The organism is Paenibacillus barcinonensis (genome assembly GCF_003217495.1).
Classification (GTDB): domain Bacteria; phylum Bacillota; class Bacilli; order Paenibacillales; family Paenibacillaceae; genus Paenibacillus; species Paenibacillus barcinonensis.
Map to the genome: position 1 here is coordinate 19,817 of NZ_QJSW01000035.1, position 20,180 is coordinate 39,996.

The following is a 20,180-nucleotide window of genomic DNA, read 5'->3' on the forward strand; positions in this document are numbered from 1 at the left end:
GAACTTTACCATGCTTTATTTGCCTAATATGATCTTTTAACCAAAAAAATAAGCTTTAATTCAGCTCATTTTCTATTGTAGGAAAAGCCATAATAAATGTAAAGATGCCGAATAAGCCAGAATAAGGAGATAGATGGAGTATTCGAGAGGAAAACTTTGTACAGTTTTTACTGTATAAACATTATGTACTGTTTATTCAGTTGATATACTGGTTAAGTATTGTTAGAATACAAAACGTTACCCAGAAAGACGGGAAGCGAAGCAATGATACCGGATTTCGTGGCTGGGCGCACAAGTGTATGGGCTTGTGACTGCTGAACGCCGTTCGAAGTGCACAACACATCAGAAGGGGTGAAAACATGACCATACTTGAAGTGAAAAACGTAAGTAAACTGTTTGGCCCCCAAACCGAGCAAGGTCTGCAATTACTGGAGCAAGGTTGGGGCAAGGAAAAGTTGGCCAAAGAAAAACAGATAACGGTTGGTGTCAACCGGGTCAACATGGAAATCAAGGAAGGTGAAATTTTCGTCATTATGGGCCTGTCCGGTAGTGGTAAATCCACATTGGTGCGGATGTTTAATCGGTTGATTGAACCCACATCCGGCGAGATTCTGGTCCATGGTAAAGATTTGCGCAAAATGAACAAAGAACAGCTGCGTGAAGTGCGCCGGAAAACAATTAGTATGGTGTTCCAGAAATTTGCGTTGTTCCCGCACCGAACCGTTCTTGATAATGTGGAATATGGTTTGGAAATTCAAAAAGTAGATAAGGATGTTCGCCGGGAGAAAGCTAAAACTTCTCTGGAGCTGGTTGGCCTTAAAGGCTGGGAAGAAAAGATGCCGGATGAGCTCAGCGGCGGGATGCAGCAACGTGTCGGCCTAGCCCGTGCACTTGCGAATGACCCGGAAGTGCTGCTGATGGACGAGGCCTTCAGTGCGCTTGATCCATTGATTCGCCGGGATATGCAGGACGAGTTGATCGAGCTTCAGGATAAAATGAAAAAGACCATTATTTTCATTACCCATGACTTGGACGAAGCGCTGCGCATCGGCGATCGAATTGCTCTTATGAAAGACGGCGCCGTTGTACAGATCGGTACACCGGAGGAAATTATGATTCAACCGGCCAACTCATACGTGGCCCGCTTCGTCGAAGACGTGGACTTGTCCAAGGTCCTTACAGCGTCCCATGTTATGCGCCGCCCTGAAACCATTACACTTGATCGCGGCCCTCGTGTTGCTCTCGAATTGATGCGTGAACGAGGAATCTCGAACCTGTTTGTTATTGATCGTTCGAAAAAGCTGTTAGGAGTCATTACGGCAGAAGACGCAACACGTGCAATGCGCGAAAATAAAGTATTAAACGACATTCTGATTACGGATGGGCCGACGGTGTCGCCTGAAACCCTGATTCATGAATTGTTCGAGATTGTAAGTTCTGCCCATGTGCCACTCGCTGTTGTAGGCGAAAACGGCCGTCTGCAAGGTGTTATCGTTCGCGGTGCCCTGCTGGGTGCTCTAAGCGGTGAAGTTGCAGAAAAGGAGGAAGCTCTGAATGATACCCAAAATACCACTAGCATCATGGATTGAATCCATCGTTGACTGGATGAGCTCCTCGCTCTCCGGATTGTTTAAAGTGATCTCTATCGTTATTCAGGATGTGGTCGGATTTTTCTCCGGGCTGTTTATGATGCCCCACCCACTCCTGTTCATTGCCATCTTAGGTGTGCTTGCGTTTCTAGTAGGCAGACTACCGCTTACCCTCTTTACGGTGATCGGATTCCTGCTCGTTGATAACCTGGGCTACTGGTCCCAATCTATGGACACGCTAGGCCTCGTTATTACTTCAGGGCTGATTTCCATTCTAATCGGGGTACCGGTAGGAATCTGGCTGGCATATAGCAAAACCGCAGCTCGTATTATTACACCATTGCTTGACTTCATGCAGACGATGCCTGCGTTCGTTTATTTGCTTCCAGCCGTAACCTTCTTTAGCCTCGGCGTTGTTCCGGGTGTTATCGCATCCGTCATCTTTGCGATTCCCCCAACCATTCGTCTGACTCACCTGGGAATCAGGCAGGTATCCAGCGAACTGGTCGAAGCCGCTGATGCATTTGGCTCGACTTCCATGCAGAAGTTGTTCAAGGTACAGCTCCCGCTCGCTTTGCCTACCGTGATGTCAGGTATCAACCAGACGATCATGTTGTCCCTATCCATGGTTGTTATTGCGTCCATGATCGGTGCACAGGGTATTGGTGCGGAAGTATATCGTGCTGTAACACAGCTGCAGATCGGTAAAGGCTTTGAAGCCGGTCTTGCCGTCGTTGTGCTTGCCATCGTGCTTGACCGCTTTACGCAAAACCTGTTTATGCCGGGGCGCAAAAAGTCTTCTCGTTTCTCGGCCAAACAAAAAGCCTGGATTACAGCGGCAGCTACACTGGTAGTACTGGTTGCTGGTTTCTCTCAATACTTCACTGGAAATACAACCTCCGCTGGTGGCAACAGCGGCGCAGCCAATGCTGTAGGCGAAGAAGTAAACTATCAGATTATCGGGATCGACCCCGGTGCAGGCATCATGAAATCCACTGCCAAAGCTATTGAGGATTACAAGCTGTCTGACTGGAATCTGATTGAAGGATCGGGTGCCGCGATGACTGCCACACTCGATAAAGCTATTAAAAACAAACAACCGATCATCGTTACCGGGTGGACTCCGCACTGGATGTTCAACAAGTATGATCTGAAATATCTGGAAGACCCTAAGAAATCCTTCGGTGATGCGGAAGAGATTCATACAATCGCCCGCAAAGGCTTGAAAGCAGATCATCCTGTCGCTTACGAGTTCCTGTCCCGCTTCAAGTGGACCTCCGATGAGATGGGTGAGATGATGATTGCTATTCAGGATGGCACTTCCCCTGAACAAGCAGCCAAAGATTATGCGGAGAAACATGCGGACCAGATTAATGAATGGACTAAAGGTCTGACTCCCGTGAACGGCGATACATTCAAACTGAGTTATGTCGCTTGGGACTCCGAAATTGCCAGCACGAATCTGCTGAAATATGTGATGGAAAGCAAGCTTGGCTATAAAGTCAACGCGCTTCAGGTAGAAGCAGGTCCAATGTGGACTGGTGTTGCTTCTGGTGATGTAGATGCTTCTCCGGCCGCATGGCTGCCGCTGACACATGCCGACTACTGGGCACGTTACAAAGACCAGGTTGAGGATCTTGGAGCCAATATGACAGGTGTTCGCACAGGTCTCGTTGTACCGAAATATATGACAGATGTAAACTCCATTGAGGACTTGGAAAAAGGTACTGCTTCCGATTCATCTGCTGCACCTGCGGCAAATGCCAATATTGGAAAAGAAGTGAATCATCAGATCATCGGAATTGATCCAGGTGCAGGTATTATGAAATCCACTGCCACTGCGATCGAGAAATATGGTCTGACGAACTGGAATCTGGTAGAAGGGTCCGGCGCAGCTATGACGGCTACGCTGGACAAAGCCTACAAAAACGAAGACCCGATTATCATTACTGGCTGGACGCCTCACTGGATGTTCAATCAGTATGATCTGAAATATCTGGAAGATCCCGATAAAGTATACGGTGATGCCGAAGAAATTCATACCATTGCCCGTAAAGGCCTGAAAGCAGATCAGCCTGTCGCTTATGAGTTCCTGTCCCGTTTCAAGTGGACCTCCGATGATATGGGTGAGATGATGATTGCCATTCAGGGAGGGACATCTCCTGAGCAGGCCGCCAAAGACTATGCGGAGAAGCATACGGATCAGATTGAGGAATGGACCAAAGGTCTGACTCCGGTGAACGGAAATACCTTCCGTCTAGGTTATGTCGCTTGGGACTCCGAAATCGCAAGTACCAATCTGTTGAAATATGTGATGGAGACCAAACTCGGTTACAAAGTAACCGCACTGCAAGTGGAAGCCGGACCGATGTGGACTGGCGTGGCTACAGGTGATGTGGATGCCTCTCCAGCGGCCTGGCTCCCACTCACCCATGCTGACTATTGGGCCAAGTACAAAGATCAGATAGACGATCTGGGTGCCAACATGACAGGTGTCAAAACCGGTCTGGTTGTGCCGGCCTATATGGATGTTAAATCCATTGCCGATTTAAAAGATAATTAAGCTGGATTATATCCATACCACACGTTATACGGACTCATTCAAACCCCGTTCTAATCTTTTTTCTTGAAAAATAGCCCCCTTCTCCAACATCAGGAGAAGGGGGCTATTAATGTATAAAGAAACGAGACAAAGAGTCTTGTAAGACTGCCTCGTCTCGTTTGTTTACAGCAAGTTTACTCCCGGCCAATCACGAAAGTGCACTGGCTGTGGAGCATTTAATTTATTTTCCAGCACCCATAAATCCTTCTTTGAAAATACTCAATACATATTCCAGTGTTGTAGGGTCACTGTACGTAATCGCTTTGGTGTCCATTTCAATAACATGTTTGTTCTGTACGGCCGGAATCTTATTCCAAATGGATGACTTCATTATTTCGTTATCACGAGCCATGTCTCTGCTGAGCACAATGAAATCGCCCATATATTCAGGCAAAACCTCTAATGACAAGGAATGATAGCCTTCCTTTAACGTGTCATTTTTCACTTTTTCCGGCATATTCAGCTTCATTGCTTGATACAACGCCTCTGTTCCTCGTGCCCAATGATCTCCCATTACAAATACATCTTTATCGAAAATTTCAATCGTGGATACCGTTACATGATCACCATATTTGGCTTTGATCTCTTTGCCGAGCTCGCCTGCTCTTTTGGTGAAATCATCAATCCATGCTTGTGCTTCCGATTGCTTGTTCAAAATTTTGCCGATCTCCAGCTGCTGGTCCAGATAGTCCAGTTTGCCCCATGTGTATACGATGGTTGGAGCAATTTTGGAAAGCTGCTCAAGGTTTTTCATTTGTGAGCCTGCAATGATCAAATCCGGATTCAGAGCGGATACACTCTCCGGGTCCTCCTCGCTTACGATGGCAACCCCCTTCAATTTATCCTTGAACAACAGGTTCTCTGCCGTCCATTTATCAACTCCCACTGGTGTTACATCCAGAGAAAGCACGTTAGGCCCATTCGTCAGAGCAACTATTCGCTGGGGCTTGGCTGGAATTTCAATTGGCCCCGTCTCGGATGAATATGTTATCGTATTCGGGGTGTTCGTAGCCTCATTACTTGCGGTTCCTCCTGTGGCTGCTGCCCCCTGATTGTCGTTGTCCGCTGTTCCGCTCGAAGCTCCGTTACCGCACGCACTGGCCATGATCGCAAACAGCATCAGCACAATAAACGGCAATATGTATTTCTTCTTTGTCGTCATCTAAGTAGTCTCCCCTAAACGTTAATGATTATCATTATCAATTTAATGAACGTGTTGATTATATGATATGAGCCGATAGTATGTCAATTCATAAAAAAAGTTCACCGAGATTCAGAATCCCCGTGAACTTTTCCCATAGATCGGATCAACGAACGCTTTACGTCATCCAGATTAATAACCTTCCGATATCCTGATTACCGATCTCTTCATTATAATTCTCTGCATTTCTTTGTTACTTTGGTTCATGCGGCTGTTGTCTCTTCTCCTATTGCTTACACGGATTACGGAATCGTCTGGCACTTCGTCTTATGCTGTTCTATGTAGGTTATATCGCTCTCGTCCCGTTTACAACTCTCCCCCAATCAGCAATAGGGTTACCCCGATGCCAATCATAACTATACCCAATACACCATACACCACTCTCGCTCCCTGACGACCAATCGTCTTGACAAAAAGTCCAGCACGGAAGCTCTTCATAAACCAGTCCCAGTTATTGATACCGCCGAGCAGGCTGAAAATGCCCGCCGCTATAGCCAGCAAAGCAATTAACAGAGGTTGATCCTGCATATACACCCTCCTTTCTCAAATTATGTACAATCGTGTACACTATACCTTCTCCCGTAACCTCATGAACAGGAAATGAAAGTAAAAAAACACAAAACCTACGCTTTAGAGGCGTAAGCTATGTGTTTTTCTCCGTGTATTAACGATTAAGATGATACGGCACCGTGGTAACAATCACGTCTTTATAATTAATCAGATAAGCCCGAATCATGAAGCTGGTCTGGTTATGCAGTACATTTTGCCACCAGTGCTTTGTGATGAACTGTGGAATCAATATCGTAATATGATCCGTTTCGGCTGTTTTCCATTCGACCGTATCAATGAACTTTTTGAGGGGGCCCATAATGCTGCGATAGCGGGATTTGATCACCACCAGACGTACACCCGGATTCCATTCCTCCCACTTCTGCTCCATCTTGCGAATTGCCTCATCATCGAAGCCAATGTACAGTGCCACCACATGGTCCGACATCGTCTGGGCGTAACTGATCGTATTCATGACCACTCGGGTAATGCCCGCCACAGGAATGACGATGGTGTTGCCCTTCTTGGCTGGTTTATCCACCTGGATGTCAATCCGCAGCTCGTCTGCGATATTGCAATAGTGACGGTGAATGCGCATGAACACATAAACTACCAGCGGCAAAAAGATAAAGATAACCCATGTCTGTGTAAACTTGGTGAAAATAAAAATCAACGTAATGGACAGCGTGGTAACCATACCAATCGTATTAACGAGCAGTTTGCTTTTCCAGCCGGACGGCTTGATTTTGATCCAGCGAATCATCATGCCTAGCTGGGATAGTGTAAACGGAATGAATACCCCGACTGCATAAAGCGGAATCAGGCTGCCCGTATCCCCCTTGAATCCTACCACGAGCAGTGCAGACATCACACTGAGAAAAATAATGCCGTTAGAGAAGCCCAGCCGGTCTCCTCTGACCATAAACATATGCGGCATGTATTTATCCTTGGCCATCATAAACGACAGGAGCGGGAACGCTGAGTACGCCGTATTCGCTGCCAGGAACAAAATCAAGGCGGTTACCCCTTGAATGATATAATACATTCCTCCTCTGCCAAACGTCGCTTCGGCAATCTGGGAAATAACCGTTGCTTTCGGGTCTGGTTTAATACCGTAACCGTACGCCAGAAGGGTAATCCCGATAAACATTGCACCCAGGATACATCCCATGAGCAGCAGCGTTCCGGCCGCATTTTTCTCGGCAGGCTGCTTGAAGTTCGGAATCGCGTTGCTCACCGCCTCCACGCCGGTCAAGGCCGAACAGCCGGAACTGAATGCCTTGAGCAGCAGGAACAAGCTAACATGTGACAGACTTGCTCCGAATTCCGGTGCCGCAGCGTGCATACCGCCCATCAGAAACTTGATGCCACCTGAAATAATAAGAATCGCAATTGAGAAAATAAATAGATAAATGGGGATGGCCAGCACCGATGCCGACTCCGTAACCCCACGCAAATTCATAACGGTCAGGAAAACAATCATAATCAGTGCAATAATGACACTATAGTCATGCAGTACAGGAAAAGCGGATGTGATCGCGTCTGTCCCTGCCGACGAGCTTACCGCCACCGTCAGAATATAATCAACCAGCAACGAACCTCCGGCGATCAGACTCGGTGTGGTGCCCAGGTTATCCTTGGCAACGATGTACGCACCGCCCCCTGTAGGATATGCAAATATCGTCTGGCGATACGAAAAAATTAAAATGACGAGCAATCCCAGCACGGCGATGGAGATCGGAACCGAGTACCACAGTGCGGCAAATCCGGCCGCGATCAGCACAAGCAAAATCTGTTCCGTACCGTAGGCCACGGATGATAAAGCATCGGAGGACAGGATGGCGAGCGCCTTCCATTTCCCCAATTTTTCTGCATCCAATTCAGCCGACTTCATTGGCTTGCCGATTAAGATTCTCTTCATTTTGCCAAGCATGATTATAACTTCCTTCCATTTCATATCTGTGAACCTTTGTCTCTGCTCATCTGTGAAGCATTGTTATTATGCAAAATCGCGGAGCCATTGACAATATGTCATTTCACTCGAAAATCGCCAGCGCGTGATAATACATTCTACGATTCAATATTTGATAACAAAGCCATTCTTATTCGGCAATTTGAACGTTTTTGAGCTAAAACGACGATTGATTGCCTGAAAAAACGAAAAAGGCCCTCGGTTCAAAGAACCAAAGGCCATCAATGCCAAAATATTTCAGATGTTCGATATGACAACATTATCATATATAAACTAAAAGCATACTTTAACCGTGCAGCGCACATTCTAACAGGGCCATGATCGGCAAGCAATCGGACAGTGGATAGATGTTTAGTTGGGCTCCCCTTCTATCACACCTGGACGCGGGGTCACGCCGAATTGCAGTGCAAGTGCTCGCAGCTGCTCATCCGTGATCCGCTGGCGGATATCATGGCCGGCAACAAGCATATATACCTGTGCGGCCTTCTCGATGGTTTCAATCAGGCCAAATGCTTCGTCAATCGTTGTGCCTGTTCCGAATATGCCATGCTGCGGCCAGATGACCGCGTGGTATTCCTGCATTTTCTCCGCGGTTGCGCGTCCAATCTCATTCGATCCGGGCATCATCCAGGGAATGATACCAACGCCATCCGGGAAAACCACCACACATTCGGTGCACATCTGCCAGAGTGTCTTGGTAAACCTGGCCTCATGCAGCTCATGGATGAAGGTCATCGCAAGTACATGTGTCGCATGGTTGTGCATGACAACCCGGTGATTCGGGTCTATTTTCAAACGTTCAATATGACTCATAAAATGGGTTGGCAGCTCACTTGTCGGATTGGCTCCGCCCTTCAGCCCCCATAATACCTCAAGCTCCTGTCCATCTGCCGATACACGCAGCACGCCCAGATTGCCTTCCGGGTCTGCCAGCACGTTTTTGAAATATTTGCCCGAAGCCGTCACGATAAAATACTGCCCCGCCAGCTCCTGCACGGAAAAGGCTGGTGTAATGGTGCGAATCACCTGATGAATATCCATATACGGTGCAACTTCTTCCTCTTTCAGTAGATAGCTGACGTTGCCGCCATTACGCTCATCCCAGCCATTTTTCCACATATGCTGTGTAATCTCTGCCATCTCGCGTACAAAGGGAATATCAAAGCCGGCCGGCTGCGTTCTCTCTCTTTCGGTCTGAAGGGTCACATTCATCCTTATCCTCTCCTATGTTCAACTGAAAAACAGGGCTGTCACGATCAAAGTAAGTTCCTTTTTTCACATTCATTATACCTTTGTTTATGTTTGTTCGTCAATTGAAATCGACATATTAATCATCCGTATTATTTTATTTTCTTTTGTTTTTCTTCATTTCAATACTGAAAGCTACCATGAACAGATTAAAGAAACAAAAAAATACCCTGCCGTCGCCCGGCAGGGTCAGTCACACATCTATTTAACACGAGAAGGGGTTTACAACAATTATCTTATCCTTCTTACCTTAATAGAAGCTGAAAGCGAAATAAAAAAACTATGAAAACTGCCGACCGCCGCTCACTATGTCCACACGCGTGCTGTAGAGCTTACATATACTATTCTAGCATTCTTCTTATTTTTACAAAGAAGCAGCCAGTCCCTTGCGGAAGGAGGTGCAACCTATGGCTACACTCGTGACAGGCCCTATTGAGAATAATATCTCCGGCGGTAGCAGACCCACACAGCAAGTAAGCATTACAATGGTCAATTCTGATCCGACCAATACATCCACTGTACTGATTCAAGGCTATGCACTGAATGGGACTCGAACCTTATATGTACTTCAATCTGTCAACCTGAATGCAGGGCAAGTATTCTCTCAGACGTATTTTGCGAATCTGAATGGTTATGAATTTGTTTTTACAACCAGCGGAGCCGCTGCGGCTTCTACCGAAATTTCCGTATGGGGTAAAAGCAGTACAGGACAACTGGTGACCGCTCATCGCATCGTGCTACATGAGCTTACAGGCACGGCCCCACTTTGACAGGACAAAGGGGATTCTATTCAGCATACTGTAGCCTGACTTGGCTCCAACCCCTGTCCTTCATCTTGCAGGGGATTTCTGTCTCACTTCCGAGTAAAATACCCCTGCCGATCATACCGACAGGGGTACACACCTTGAAAGGCACACTGGATTATAACAAAGCAACTTCAATTGTTCCTGAAGCAGCTCCTCCCTGGTTCGCAAGCAAGGCGAAGACCAGAACAAGGCTTGCGGCGATGCTCAAGCTGCTGTTCGCTGGGACGATATACGTAACAACAGGCGCATTGACACGTGTGATGACGAGGGATACCGGGAAATCTCCTGTATTGTTTACGGTGACACTCGCATTTGCACCGCCGGACAAATTTTCATAGTAGGATTTTCCCACACCAGCTGGAAGATTGTAATATTGTATTGGTAAAAGGATGGCCATCAAAATCACCTCCTTTTTGCTTTGATACGGTATTCTATGTTTGAAATCTAGTAAAGCCACGGTGAATTGACCGTGGTAGAACGTACATTTCTAGCTGACATGAAAGTTTAATAGACATCTGTACAGCATGCAAATCAAACAAAGCCCCACCAGGTAATCCGGCGGAGCTTCTAATGATCTATTTATCTAACTAAGCATACAGCATATAAAAGTTCAGTTCATGACCCAACTGTTTGAGGTAGTTATACAGCTGTGAACGGTGGTGAAACACATGAGTCAGCGTCTCAATCTGCCATTGGACCTGCAAATGCCCGTGCTCCATATAGAACGCTTTGGTCGAGCGATTCAAAAAGTCCTCTTCACTTAAACTTGTGATATACGCTTTGTACGTCTCCAGATTACTCCAGAGCTGCTTCTCCAGCTGCTCCACATCCTGAATACCAGCCAGGCTGTTCTCCACCTGTCCGACTTCCGCTTCCCCCTTTTCCTGCATGATGGCAAGATCAGAGGCTGTAATCTGAATAAAATGATGCACCAGTTCAACGAGCGAGCGCATATTATCCTGCGGACGGTACGTCCAGTCCTCTGTACGAATCATTCGAATTAATGAAGCTCCTGTGCGCACGCCCGTTTCCAGTTCAGTGAACAGATGCTCCCGAATTTGCAATGTTCCATTCATGATTTATTGCTCCTTTGTCATGGTTTCAATCTATACGCCAAGTATAACGGAAGAGGCTGGCGAAAGATTGTATTTTTCGGACAACAGCAGTTGCTGTTCCCGTACAGCAGTCATCGGTGTGTCTCCATAAAACTTGCGGAATTGCCGTATCAGATGTGCCTGATCATAGAAGCCATACTGCTGAGCAAGCGTCACACCATCGGTAAATTGTCCTGCACGAATACCGTGCATCACCTGATGAAAACGAACAATTTCACTGAACCGCTTGGGGCTGATGCCCACCTGCTCTGTTACCTTGCGATGCAGCTGCCGTTCACTAATTACTTCACTCTTTGCGATATCTTGTACACTTGCACGTCCGTTATTCCTGAAGATACGGTAAAGTACATTTTGGAGAAGATCCTGATCGGCTTGTGTACAGCTATTGCGCAACGTCATCTGGCTGAGATACTGATCCATCACCTGTACACGTGCTGCAAAGTTCACTGTTTCCTCCATCTTCCCCCGCAGGTCGTCCCACGTTAACGGCCAGCAGTCCTCCAGCGGAATTCGTCTGTCTGTGAACAGATCCAGTGACTGACCGTGTAGAAAAGGAGCCCCACCTGGAAAAAATCGAACACCAAACGTATACGCTCCCGCAGGCGGTGCCGCGAACGATAACGGAAAAGCAAAGGGCTGCGTGTAATTTCCGCAATAACTGTACGAATAGCGAGCTTGCTCGGCATCATAATGAATGAGAATGTCCGTACAGCCATCCGGCAGTATCCGCGCAGAAGTGGCAGACTTCCAATGCTCGGTAGCCCAAACACCTGCCTCTCCACCGTATTCATCATTTTCTATATAATTGCGGGTTCCCGATTCCCAATAGCAGGCCGCATAAGGCGCAAGTGAAGGCGAGGGCGCATGTTCGATATAATATGTACGAGGATCAAGTCCATTGATTTGTACCGGGCGGTACAGCGAGTGCAGACGCGCATGCAATGCAAATCCCTGCCTTTCCCTTCCCTTATAAAAATAGAGCGTTACTTATATCCATATCTACCATAACAGCTGATGTATCGTAATGGTTTTCTTCTCTCTCATCATAGCACGAGATTTTCCGCACAGGTAAAAAAAGTGCCCTGCTCGGAGGACAATCCGAACAGGGCCAGTCACACATCTATTTAACACGAGAAGGGGTTTACAAGAGTTATCTTATCCCTTCTACCTTAATAGAAGCTGAAATTCAGATGAAGAACAGATCAAAAATGTTCTGGCGCCAGCAGGTCAGGTCAAGCCATGCAGCTTGCGAAACCGCTCGGGACTCATACCGGTATGTCGTTTAAACATGGCGCAGAAATAACTGGCATTCTCGTACCCCACCCGGTCGGCGACTTCATAGATCCGCAGCGCCCGTTCACTGAACATGAGCTGTTTGCTGCGATTGATTCGTTCCTGATTGACATAGAATACAGGCCGGACATGCAACGCCTTCTGAAACAAACGGCACAAATACTGCGGGGATACCACGGCCACATCAGCCAGCTCCTTTAACGACAAGGGCTGAGCAAGATGCTCTGTAATGTAACGCAGCACCGGCTTCAGACGTTCCATCTCGTCATTATCGTTGCCCGCCGCGATGAGTAAAGGCTTCAAATCCAGTAGCAGGGCGTACAGATGCTTGGAGCTGTCCCGATCACCATCTGCATCAAGTGTATCCTCCACCCCTTCGCACCTCATCAGCATCTGCTGTAATGCATGCAGCAATTCGGCATTTCTGAGCTTATATACACCTGAGCAGGTAATGCCTGCATACGCCAGCAGCTGACTCGCTTCACGCCCCTGAAAGGATACCCATGCCAGCTCCCAGCGATCCGTAATTGGCATGTATTGGTGCGGAATGTCAGGATAGGTAATGAACACCTCTCCAGGGCCCACGATATATTCCTTCTCATCCTGTATAATCAGCCTGCCCTGCCCCCGAATAATCTGATGAATCTGGTAATCCGGGAAGCCTTCGGGACGTTCAGTTTCATATTGATGTTCCCAATAACCAACCGTGGTCATATAGATCGGAAGACGGGCAGCCTCATCTGTTTTGCCAAAAAAAATCCGTGTATTCATCCCGCACACCACACTCTCTATACTTAGTTTCATATTGTGATATATATGGGCAATATCCTTTATTCTCTAAGTGCCTGATCAATTCTATACTGTGAATATATTATAACATGATTAAAGGAGCTGCTGTTATGCGAAAGAAACTCGTGCACACCCCTCCGGCTAATGGATATCCGGAATGGAACAATAATCCCGAGACGTTTCAGGTGAATCGTCTGCCGGCCCATGCCAATATGGTAGCGTTTCCATCTATAGAAGAGGCTTTGTCTAATGAATTTACGACCTCCCCTTGGTATCAATCTCTGAATGGCTTGTGGAGGTTCAGCTTTGCGGAAACGCCAGAGCAGCGTATTACATCCTTTTATGAAAATAGCTATGATGCCAGCAGCTGGGATGAAATCAGCGTTCCTTCGAACTGGCAGCTGCAGGGCTACGATTATCCTCATTACACCAACATGACGTATCCATGGGTGGAGCGTGAGCCTGAATTAAAGCCACCTTTCGCACCTGCTACCTATAACCCGGTTGGTTCATATATTCGTACGTTTACTGTACCTGCGGACTGGAAAGACCGTCCTGTGCTGCTGCACTTTGAAGGTGTTGAATCGGCCTTCTATGTATGGGTGAATGGAGAGCTTGTCGGTTACAGCGAGGATACCTTCACACCTGCAGAATTTGATATCACAGCTTATCTCACTGAAGGTGAGAACAAGCTGGCTGTTGAGGTCTACCGCTGGTGTGATGCAAGCTGGCTGGAGAATCAGGATTTCTGGCGCCTTAGCGGTATCTTCCGTGGAGTATATCTGCACTCCCCTTCCCCGGTTCAGATCGCCGATTTCTTCGTTCGGACTGAGCTGGATGACGCTTATCAGGATGCAGAGCTTCAGCTCGATGTGAAGCTGTACCATCATCATGCCGGACAGCGTGTGGACGGCTTGACGGTTCAAGCACAGCTGTATGATGCAGAGCAGCAGGTGGTCTGGAATGAGCCGCTGGCGGCAGAGGTTTCTTTTGCCAATGAAGAAGAATTAACGTTACATCTCTCTGCCCAGGTTGTGAGCCCGCTATTATGGAGTGCCGAAACGCCGAATCTGTATACATTGGTGCTATCTATTCAGAATGCGTCAGGTGAAACGGTGGAAGCTGTTCGCAGCCGCGTTGGATTCCGAAAATTCGAGATCAAAGACGGCCTGATGAAAATTAACGGCAAACGCATCGTGTTCAAAGGGGTCAACCGGCACGAGTTCTCGCCAGATTCAGGACGGGCCATCGGACGCGAAGATATGATCCGTGATATCGAGCTGATGAAAGCCTACAATGTTAACGCTGTACGCACGTCTCACTATCCAAATCAGACGCTCTGGTACGAGCTGTGTGATGAATACGGACTGTATGTCATTGACGAGACGAATCTGGAGACACATGGCACCTGGTACTATGGGCAAAAAGAAATGAACGACGACAACATCCCGGCAAGCAAGCCGGAATGGCGCGACAATGTCATTGATCGCTGCAATTCGATGTTTCAGCGTGATAAAAACCATGCGTCCATCATCATCTGGTCGCTCGGTAATGAATCGTTCGGTGGAGATAACTTCATCGCGATGTACGACTATTTGAAGCAGGTCGATCCGACAAGGCTCGTGCATTATGAAGGAACGTATCACTACCGCCCGTCCGATTCAGCCAGCGATATTGAGTCCACCATGTATATCAGCCCGAATGATATTGAGCAGTATGCACGCATGAAGGGTGACAAGAAGCCGTATATCATCTGTGAATACAGCCATGCGATGGGTAACTCCTGCGGAGGTCTGCACCTGTACTGGGAGATGTTTGATAAATATGAAATCCTGCAGGGGGCATTTATCTGGGACTGGGTGGATCAATCCATTCGCACCAAGACAGCAGACGGCGTGGAATATCTTGCTTATGGCGGAGATTTTGGCGAGTCGCCGCATGACGGCAACTTCTGCGGTAACGGACTGATTTTGGCAGATAAAACGGTCACACCTAAGCTCGAAGAAGTCAAAAAATGCTATCAGAACGTTCGCATGACAGCGCTCAGTCTGCAAACCGGGCTGATTCGTATCACGAATCATTTCCTGTTCACAGACCTGAGCGAATATGCGCTCGCCTGGACGTTATCCCATAACGGCGTACCTGTGGAAAAAGGACATCTGGACGTTGCAGCTCAGCCTGGCGAATCCATTGAGGTTCATATTCCTTATACATCATCGTCTGACCTGTTCACCGAAGCCGTTCTTACGGTATCCGTTGTCACTAAAGAGGCGAGCAAGTGGGCAGAAGCAGGACATGAGATTGGCTGGGAGCAATTTGTCGTATCTCCACGTCTGCGTGCAATCCAGCAAGTGGTTGCGGGGCAAGGTGATATGCTTCGGGTTGAGGAAGTGCAGGGCGGAGCATTGAAAGTGCAGGGGGGCAAAGTCTCTTTAGAATTCAGTTCGGCTACCGGTGCGCTTACCTCGTATCAGATCAGCCAGCAGGAGCAGCTGCTGTCCCCTGCTCGTGTCAACTTCTGGCGTGCAATGACGGATAACGATCTGGGCAACGAGCTGAATGAACGTGCTGCCTTCTGGCGGGATGCTCATGCAACAAGCAAGCTCATTCGTTTCGAATATTATACGGATGAGCAGGGCTGCCATGTGACAACGGATTATACGTGGGAGAGTAGCCCGGGAAGTACGCTGTCAATCACATATCGTATCAAACCAACTGGTGATCTTGAGATCAGTCAAACCCTCGTTCCCGGTGCAGGTCTGCCTGAGCTGCCTGAGTTCGGTATGCTGTTTGAATTCAAAGACAGTCTGGATACGATCTCCTGGTACGGCCGGGGGCCGCATGACAACTATATCGACCGTCTGACCAGCGCACGCCTTGGCTATTACACCGGAGCCGTTCGTGATCAGTTTGTGCCTTACCTGAAACCACAGGAATGTGGCAACAAAACCGATGTACGCTTTGCGGAGATTACAGCTACTGAGGGCGGAATTGCTGGAGAGGGCAGCCTCGGTCTGTATTTTGAAGCCACTGCGCCGTTTGAAATCAACGCACTGCCATGGTCACCAGAGGAGCTGGAAGCGAACGACCACGTCTACAAGTTGCCCGTAAGCACACATACCATCGCTCGTATCAATTACATGCAGATGGGCGTTGGCGGTGACGACAGCTGGAGTGCACGTACACATCCAGAGTATACACTGCAAGCGAATCGTCCATATCACTTCACGTTTACCGTGAAGCCTGTATAAAGCGCGATGTAATATGTAGTATGTTGTGTAAGGGTTGGCACAGGGATGGAATAGTGTGTGGATTCCTCTGATACCAATCGTAAAAATCCCTGCTGGCATGATGCTGGCAGGGATTTTTTTCTCGTTATGTTCGTCGTGTGCACCTGCTCATACAATGAAAGGCTATGCGTCAGGGACTATCGTCCACGCCCAAGCGCTAACGATCCTGAGAAGCCTTAATAGCGTCTCTGGTGTTCATTAGCGCACAGCACTATTGCCAAAGCGCACATGAAAAATTAGGGTAGGCCTAAGCCCTTCCCAGTATCGTACAGCATAGTTGTAACCCGTCATAGAAAATCATAGAAATGCGCTTATCCAAATACCAAATATAAGTTGTCCAACGAAAAAGATTGCCCGTTATCTCGTGTAGCGGTCTATATCGTCCATGGCCGAGTCATGCATTCTCTTGTGATGGTCCTCATGCTGGCGAACGTCATTTTTCAGCTTCGCCAGAAATCCCCATCCGGTGAAGAACATCAACACTACGGCAATCAACGCGTAAGCAAAACTAAATAAATTCATATAAAAATTAATAAAAATCGCAGCCAGCATCAAGCCCAGAAACCACAATACCCACTTTGTACTTTTTCTCAATTGATCCTCTCCTATCCTATCATTTCTTATCTTATCTCATAGTAAACCTGTTTACTCTATGCATCCTCCTACATACATGTAGGATAAAGCGCAGGTTTAACCGATTGGTTTTACAGCAAAAAAAAGAAGTGGATTTGACCACTTCAAATTATTCTACTACTTCAACATTAAAGGCCTTTGCTGAATAATACTCAATTTTATTTTCTATTTCTTTTACTTTTTCAAGATTATTTTCTTTATAGACTAACTCTTTACTCAAAGAAACTAATTTTTTGGCATACTCTGTTTCAGGATTTGGAATAGGGTATTTCTCTACATATTGAGTTAAATATCTTCTTCTACCTGAATACAGTTTATTTTGAAAAGAAATATCATGATATTTAGTCATTAACCTAGTATTAGAAATAGCAAGAATTAAAAACAAAATATCCTCACTAAAACCCTCATTCAGTGTAATCCAATATGAATTTCCGTCTACAATACAGCCCTCAGTATCTAAGAAAAACTTGGGTTCAGGGCTGATATCAGGGAATACAACTTTTAACTTCCCCCAACTATTAGGGTCGTGAGGAACCCAAATTTCAAACCATTTACGTTTTGCTTTAATAACATATTTTCTACCTTCTAATCGTTCCCTATGTGTTTCAAGGTAAGATAATGCCTTTGGATATTGACTAAAATCAATTACAGTACGTCTACCATTTTCGACCTTATGCGTATATAGAACCCTTAAAGCTGGTCTTTTTTCAATTGGTCTCCATTTCGAAGCATGATCAGAAGACAAAAGGTGTCTTAACAATTCTTTTTCAGGTTGTATCTCATTCGATGAATCTTCCCAACCATTTTTAATAAAAACAGGATCAGCAGTTGTTTTAATACCTACTCTTACCTTTGCGACATCCTCTATTAGATACTTTGAATTTTGCTTTATTTTATCTATCCAGATTTGTTCATCCAATGAAGCCATCACCCAAGGTTCTTTATATGATTTAGGGATGTCCAGCTCACCAAGAGAAACTTTATATTTTTTGCCTTCCGCTTCGTAAATCCCCGATTGCTTAACCTCTAATATTTCAAATATAGAATTTACTGTATTTGTTTCGATATCCAATCTAGCTTCTTCAACAGCTTCGTAAATTCTAAAAAATTTAGCATTGTCATTATTTTTAGTCTTATCATTTTTATGTTTTTTTCTTCCAATGAAAATTGCTGGAAGTACCGCTGCACTAAATAATTTTGTATCACCTAAATCCATTATTTCAATAATCTCATAATTTTCATCTAAAAATTGTCTTATTGCAGTACCGCCAGTAGTAGTTAAATAGCGGTTTGAAGTTATAACACCTAATAAACCTCCAATTGGAAGCTGAGAAGTCATAGCTACCAAAAAAGCGTGGTATAAATCCACACGACCACTAAGGTTAAATTTTTCTGATAGCATTTGTGCCTTTTCAGCACCAAGAATTTGAGTTCGTACATATGGTGGATTAGCGATAATAATGTCCACTAGATCATTAGATTCAGATTCATTAAAATTAAAAAGATCAACATGATTATCAAGATTAACCATCTCTAAATAATCATTTTTTATTAAAGTAACCTCTTTGATTTCTGTGTCTGTAAATCTTTTCATTGAATCCTGGATTGCGTCATCATTTTCTTCAACACCTATTAAGTTCAGCTTATGATCTTTCGATTCTTCAGCAATAGCCAATAATAGTTCGCCATCACCACAAGAAGGGTCAAGTACATTCAGAGCTCGATCATTTTCTTTGACCTCTGAAAGTAAGCGTCTAGCTAGTACAGTTGCCAGTCCTGTAGGTGTGTAATGAGATCCAGTTGCTTTTTGTTTATCTGTGGTTAATTTGACCACATCTTCACCTCGTTACTGTACTTGCCCTCTTTGTTAAAAAGTAGACGTATGTGGAACTGATGTTTATATTCGAAGCGATTGTAGACAAGTACAGCTCTATTTCATTTCATTTCATTTCAAAAAATAAGCAGTATAATTCACTCCTGTTATATTGTACACGAAATTTTTCAACATAAATAGGACGAGTTAATGATACTTATAGTCTGTCGACTTAAAAACATCAATAAGGGAAGATTTTACTATGAAATATAAAGAACCAGACACCTTATATCTACAGAAAATTGGTACAACCATAAAAACATTACGAGAAGAGCACGGTTGGTCTCAGGAACAGTTTTCTTTTAAATCAGGTCTTCACAGAACTTATATAGGCAGTATCGAAAGAGGTGAAAGAAATATTTCTGTACTGAATTTAAAGAAAATTGCTAACACCCTTGAAGTTCCTATCACTAAGCTATTTGACTTTGAAATTTAATCATAAAAGAAACAGAGGAAGTTCTTAATGGAAACCATAACAACAAATTTATCTACATTAGATTTGGCCAATAAACTTGCTGAAAACATTACAAAGAGTGGTCTTAGCATTTTTGATGAGATTCCGATTGGTGATGCAACATATTGGATTCCATCAAGTGAATTAGAAGTATTGTTAAATAACAAATTAGTTGGGATTGATTTAGGGTCTTTACCTATCAAAACTAGATCAAAAGTTGTTAAAACATTGATCTGTGAAGCCTTAGGATATCCTGTACCAAAAACTTTCAAGAAAACTCAGCCAAGATATATTGGTCAAAATTTCGATGTATATACTCAAAAAGCAAATAACTTTCAAGTATGGAATGAGGAAATTTCACCCTCAAGAAGATATGTCCTTGTTAGACCTTCTAAACAAAACGTTATTGTTAAAGTTAAAGTTGTATCCGGTGAAATGTTATCAACACTGGATAGAACAGGAAAACTCACTCAAAAATATCAGGCTAGATTAGTTACTGGAAGCGACAAAACAGAACTCGTCTCATCAGAAGATACTGCCCTATTAAAAGCTTTAGTTTCAAACAGTAATTCTATTTGACGGATTGTCAAGCCAAGTGCGACAGTTCCTCTGAAAAGGATTCATGAGCGGTTCTCCACCCCAAGCATTTTCGTGGTCTGTGATTGATCAAATCCAGAGCGTTTTCTAGAGCCTCATCCGTGATTTGGGCGAAATCCGTTCCCTTGGGGAAAAACTCTCGCAGGAGCCCATTGGCATTTTCATTCGA

At 45.4% G+C, this 20,180-nt stretch carries 17 protein-coding genes; 6 read left to right on the forward strand and 11 right to left on the reverse strand.

Going from position 1 to position 20,180, the window contains the following annotated elements:
- The first annotated feature begins 359 nt into the window (after positions 1-359).
- On the forward strand, positions 360-1,589 hold the full coding sequence (locus DFQ00_RS27345) for a quaternary amine ABC transporter ATP-binding protein (protein ID WP_110899585.1): 1,230 nt from the start codon (positions 360-362) through the stop codon (positions 1,587-1,589).
- Positions 1,555-4,152, forward strand: a complete 2,598-nt coding sequence (locus tag DFQ00_RS27350; protein WP_110899586.1) for a glycine betaine ABC transporter substrate-binding protein — start codon at positions 1,555-1,557, stop codon at positions 4,150-4,152. The genes DFQ00_RS27345 and DFQ00_RS27350 overlap by 35 nt, the downstream gene beginning before the upstream one ends.
- 220 nt (positions 4,153-4,372) lie before the next feature.
- On the opposite strand, the gene DFQ00_RS27355 is transcribed toward DFQ00_RS27350, so the two are convergent.
- From DFQ00_RS27355 to rhaD, 4 genes are all read right to left on the reverse strand, one after another.
- Positions 4,373-5,353: an iron-hydroxamate ABC transporter substrate-binding protein gene (locus tag DFQ00_RS27355; RefSeq protein WP_110899587.1), complete on the reverse strand. Its 981-nt coding sequence runs from the start codon at positions 5,351-5,353 to the stop codon at positions 4,373-4,375.
- A 345-nt stretch (positions 5,354-5,698) separates the two neighbouring features.
- Positions 5,699-5,920 (reverse strand): immunity 17 family protein, encoded by a 222-nt coding sequence (locus DFQ00_RS27360; RefSeq protein WP_110899588.1) that lies wholly within the window; start codon positions 5,918-5,920, stop codon positions 5,699-5,701.
- 136 nt (positions 5,921-6,056) lie between these two features.
- Complete coding sequence (locus DFQ00_RS27365) at positions 6,057-7,874, reverse strand: APC family permease (protein WP_110899589.1); 1,818 nt, start codon at positions 7,872-7,874, stop codon at positions 6,057-6,059.
- Between the two features lie 390 nt (positions 7,875-8,264).
- Positions 8,265-9,125, reverse strand: coding sequence for a rhamnulose-1-phosphate aldolase (gene rhaD / locus DFQ00_RS27370; protein WP_110899590.1), 861 nt, complete (start codon positions 9,123-9,125; stop codon positions 8,265-8,267).
- A 443-nt stretch (positions 9,126-9,568) separates the two neighbouring features.
- Between rhaD and DFQ00_RS27375 the strand changes: the two genes are divergently transcribed.
- On the forward strand, positions 9,569-9,931 hold the full coding sequence (locus tag DFQ00_RS27375) for a hypothetical protein (RefSeq protein WP_110899591.1): 363 nt from the start codon (positions 9,569-9,571) through the stop codon (positions 9,929-9,931).
- A gap of 151 nt (positions 9,932-10,082) precedes the next feature.
- Here DFQ00_RS27375 and DFQ00_RS27380 read toward each other — a convergent pair whose 3' ends face one another.
- The 4 genes from DFQ00_RS27380 to DFQ00_RS27395 all read right to left on the reverse strand — a co-directional run bounded on the left by DFQ00_RS27380 (position 10,083) and on the right by DFQ00_RS27395 (position 13,179).
- Positions 10,083-10,364, reverse strand: a complete 282-nt coding sequence (locus DFQ00_RS27380; RefSeq protein ID WP_110899592.1) for a hypothetical protein — start codon at positions 10,362-10,364, stop codon at positions 10,083-10,085.
- Between the two features lie 190 nt (positions 10,365-10,554).
- Positions 10,555-11,043: a DinB family protein gene (locus DFQ00_RS27385; protein ID WP_110899593.1), complete on the reverse strand. Its 489-nt coding sequence runs from the start codon at positions 11,041-11,043 to the stop codon at positions 10,555-10,557.
- Positions 11,044-11,073: 30 nt separating this feature from the next.
- The gene (locus DFQ00_RS27390; protein WP_110899594.1) at positions 11,074-12,024 is read right to left on the reverse strand and encodes a helix-turn-helix domain-containing protein; all 951 of its coding nucleotides are present in this window, start codon (positions 12,022-12,024) and stop codon (positions 11,074-11,076) included.
- Positions 12,025-12,309: 285 nt separating this feature from the next.
- Positions 12,310-13,179 carry an AraC family transcriptional regulator gene (locus tag DFQ00_RS27395; RefSeq protein ID WP_244214013.1) on the reverse strand — a complete coding sequence of 290 codons (870 nt, stop codon included), beginning with the start codon at positions 13,177-13,179 and terminating at the stop codon, positions 12,310-12,312.
- Between the two features lie 95 nt (positions 13,180-13,274).
- Between DFQ00_RS27395 and lacZ the strand changes: the two genes are divergently transcribed.
- Positions 13,275-16,415 carry a beta-galactosidase, LacZ type gene (gene lacZ / locus DFQ00_RS27400; protein WP_110899596.1) on the forward strand — a complete coding sequence of 1,047 codons (3,141 nt, stop codon included), beginning with the start codon at positions 13,275-13,277 and terminating at the stop codon, positions 16,413-16,415.
- Positions 16,416-16,811: 396 nt separating this feature from the next.
- Here lacZ and DFQ00_RS27405 read toward each other — a convergent pair whose 3' ends face one another.
- Both DFQ00_RS27405 and DFQ00_RS27410 read right to left on the reverse strand, forming a co-directional pair.
- On the reverse strand, positions 16,812-17,048 hold the full coding sequence (locus tag DFQ00_RS27405) for a hypothetical protein (RefSeq protein ID WP_110899597.1): 237 nt from the start codon (positions 17,046-17,048) through the stop codon (positions 16,812-16,814).
- A 148-nt stretch (positions 17,049-17,196) separates the two neighbouring features.
- The gene (locus DFQ00_RS27410) at positions 17,197-18,921 is read right to left on the reverse strand and encodes an Eco57I restriction-modification methylase domain-containing protein (protein ID WP_110899598.1); all 1,725 of its coding nucleotides are present in this window, start codon (positions 18,919-18,921) and stop codon (positions 17,197-17,199) included.
- A gap of 241 nt (positions 18,922-19,162) precedes the next feature.
- Here DFQ00_RS27410 and DFQ00_RS27415 point away from each other — a divergent pair, with 241 nt between their 5' ends.
- Positions 19,163-19,396 (forward strand): helix-turn-helix domain-containing protein, encoded by a 234-nt coding sequence (locus tag DFQ00_RS27415; protein WP_110899599.1) that lies wholly within the window; start codon positions 19,163-19,165, stop codon positions 19,394-19,396.
- Between the two features lie 27 nt (positions 19,397-19,423).
- Complete coding sequence (locus tag DFQ00_RS27420) at positions 19,424-19,993, forward strand: hypothetical protein (RefSeq protein ID WP_110899600.1); 570 nt, start codon at positions 19,424-19,426, stop codon at positions 19,991-19,993.
- 7 nt (positions 19,994-20,000) lie between these two features.
- Here the strand turns inward: DFQ00_RS27420 and DFQ00_RS27425 are convergent.
- A partial coding sequence (locus DFQ00_RS27425; protein ID WP_146236148.1) for an IS30 family transposase occupies positions 20,001-20,180 on the reverse strand: 180 nt, incomplete at its 5' end.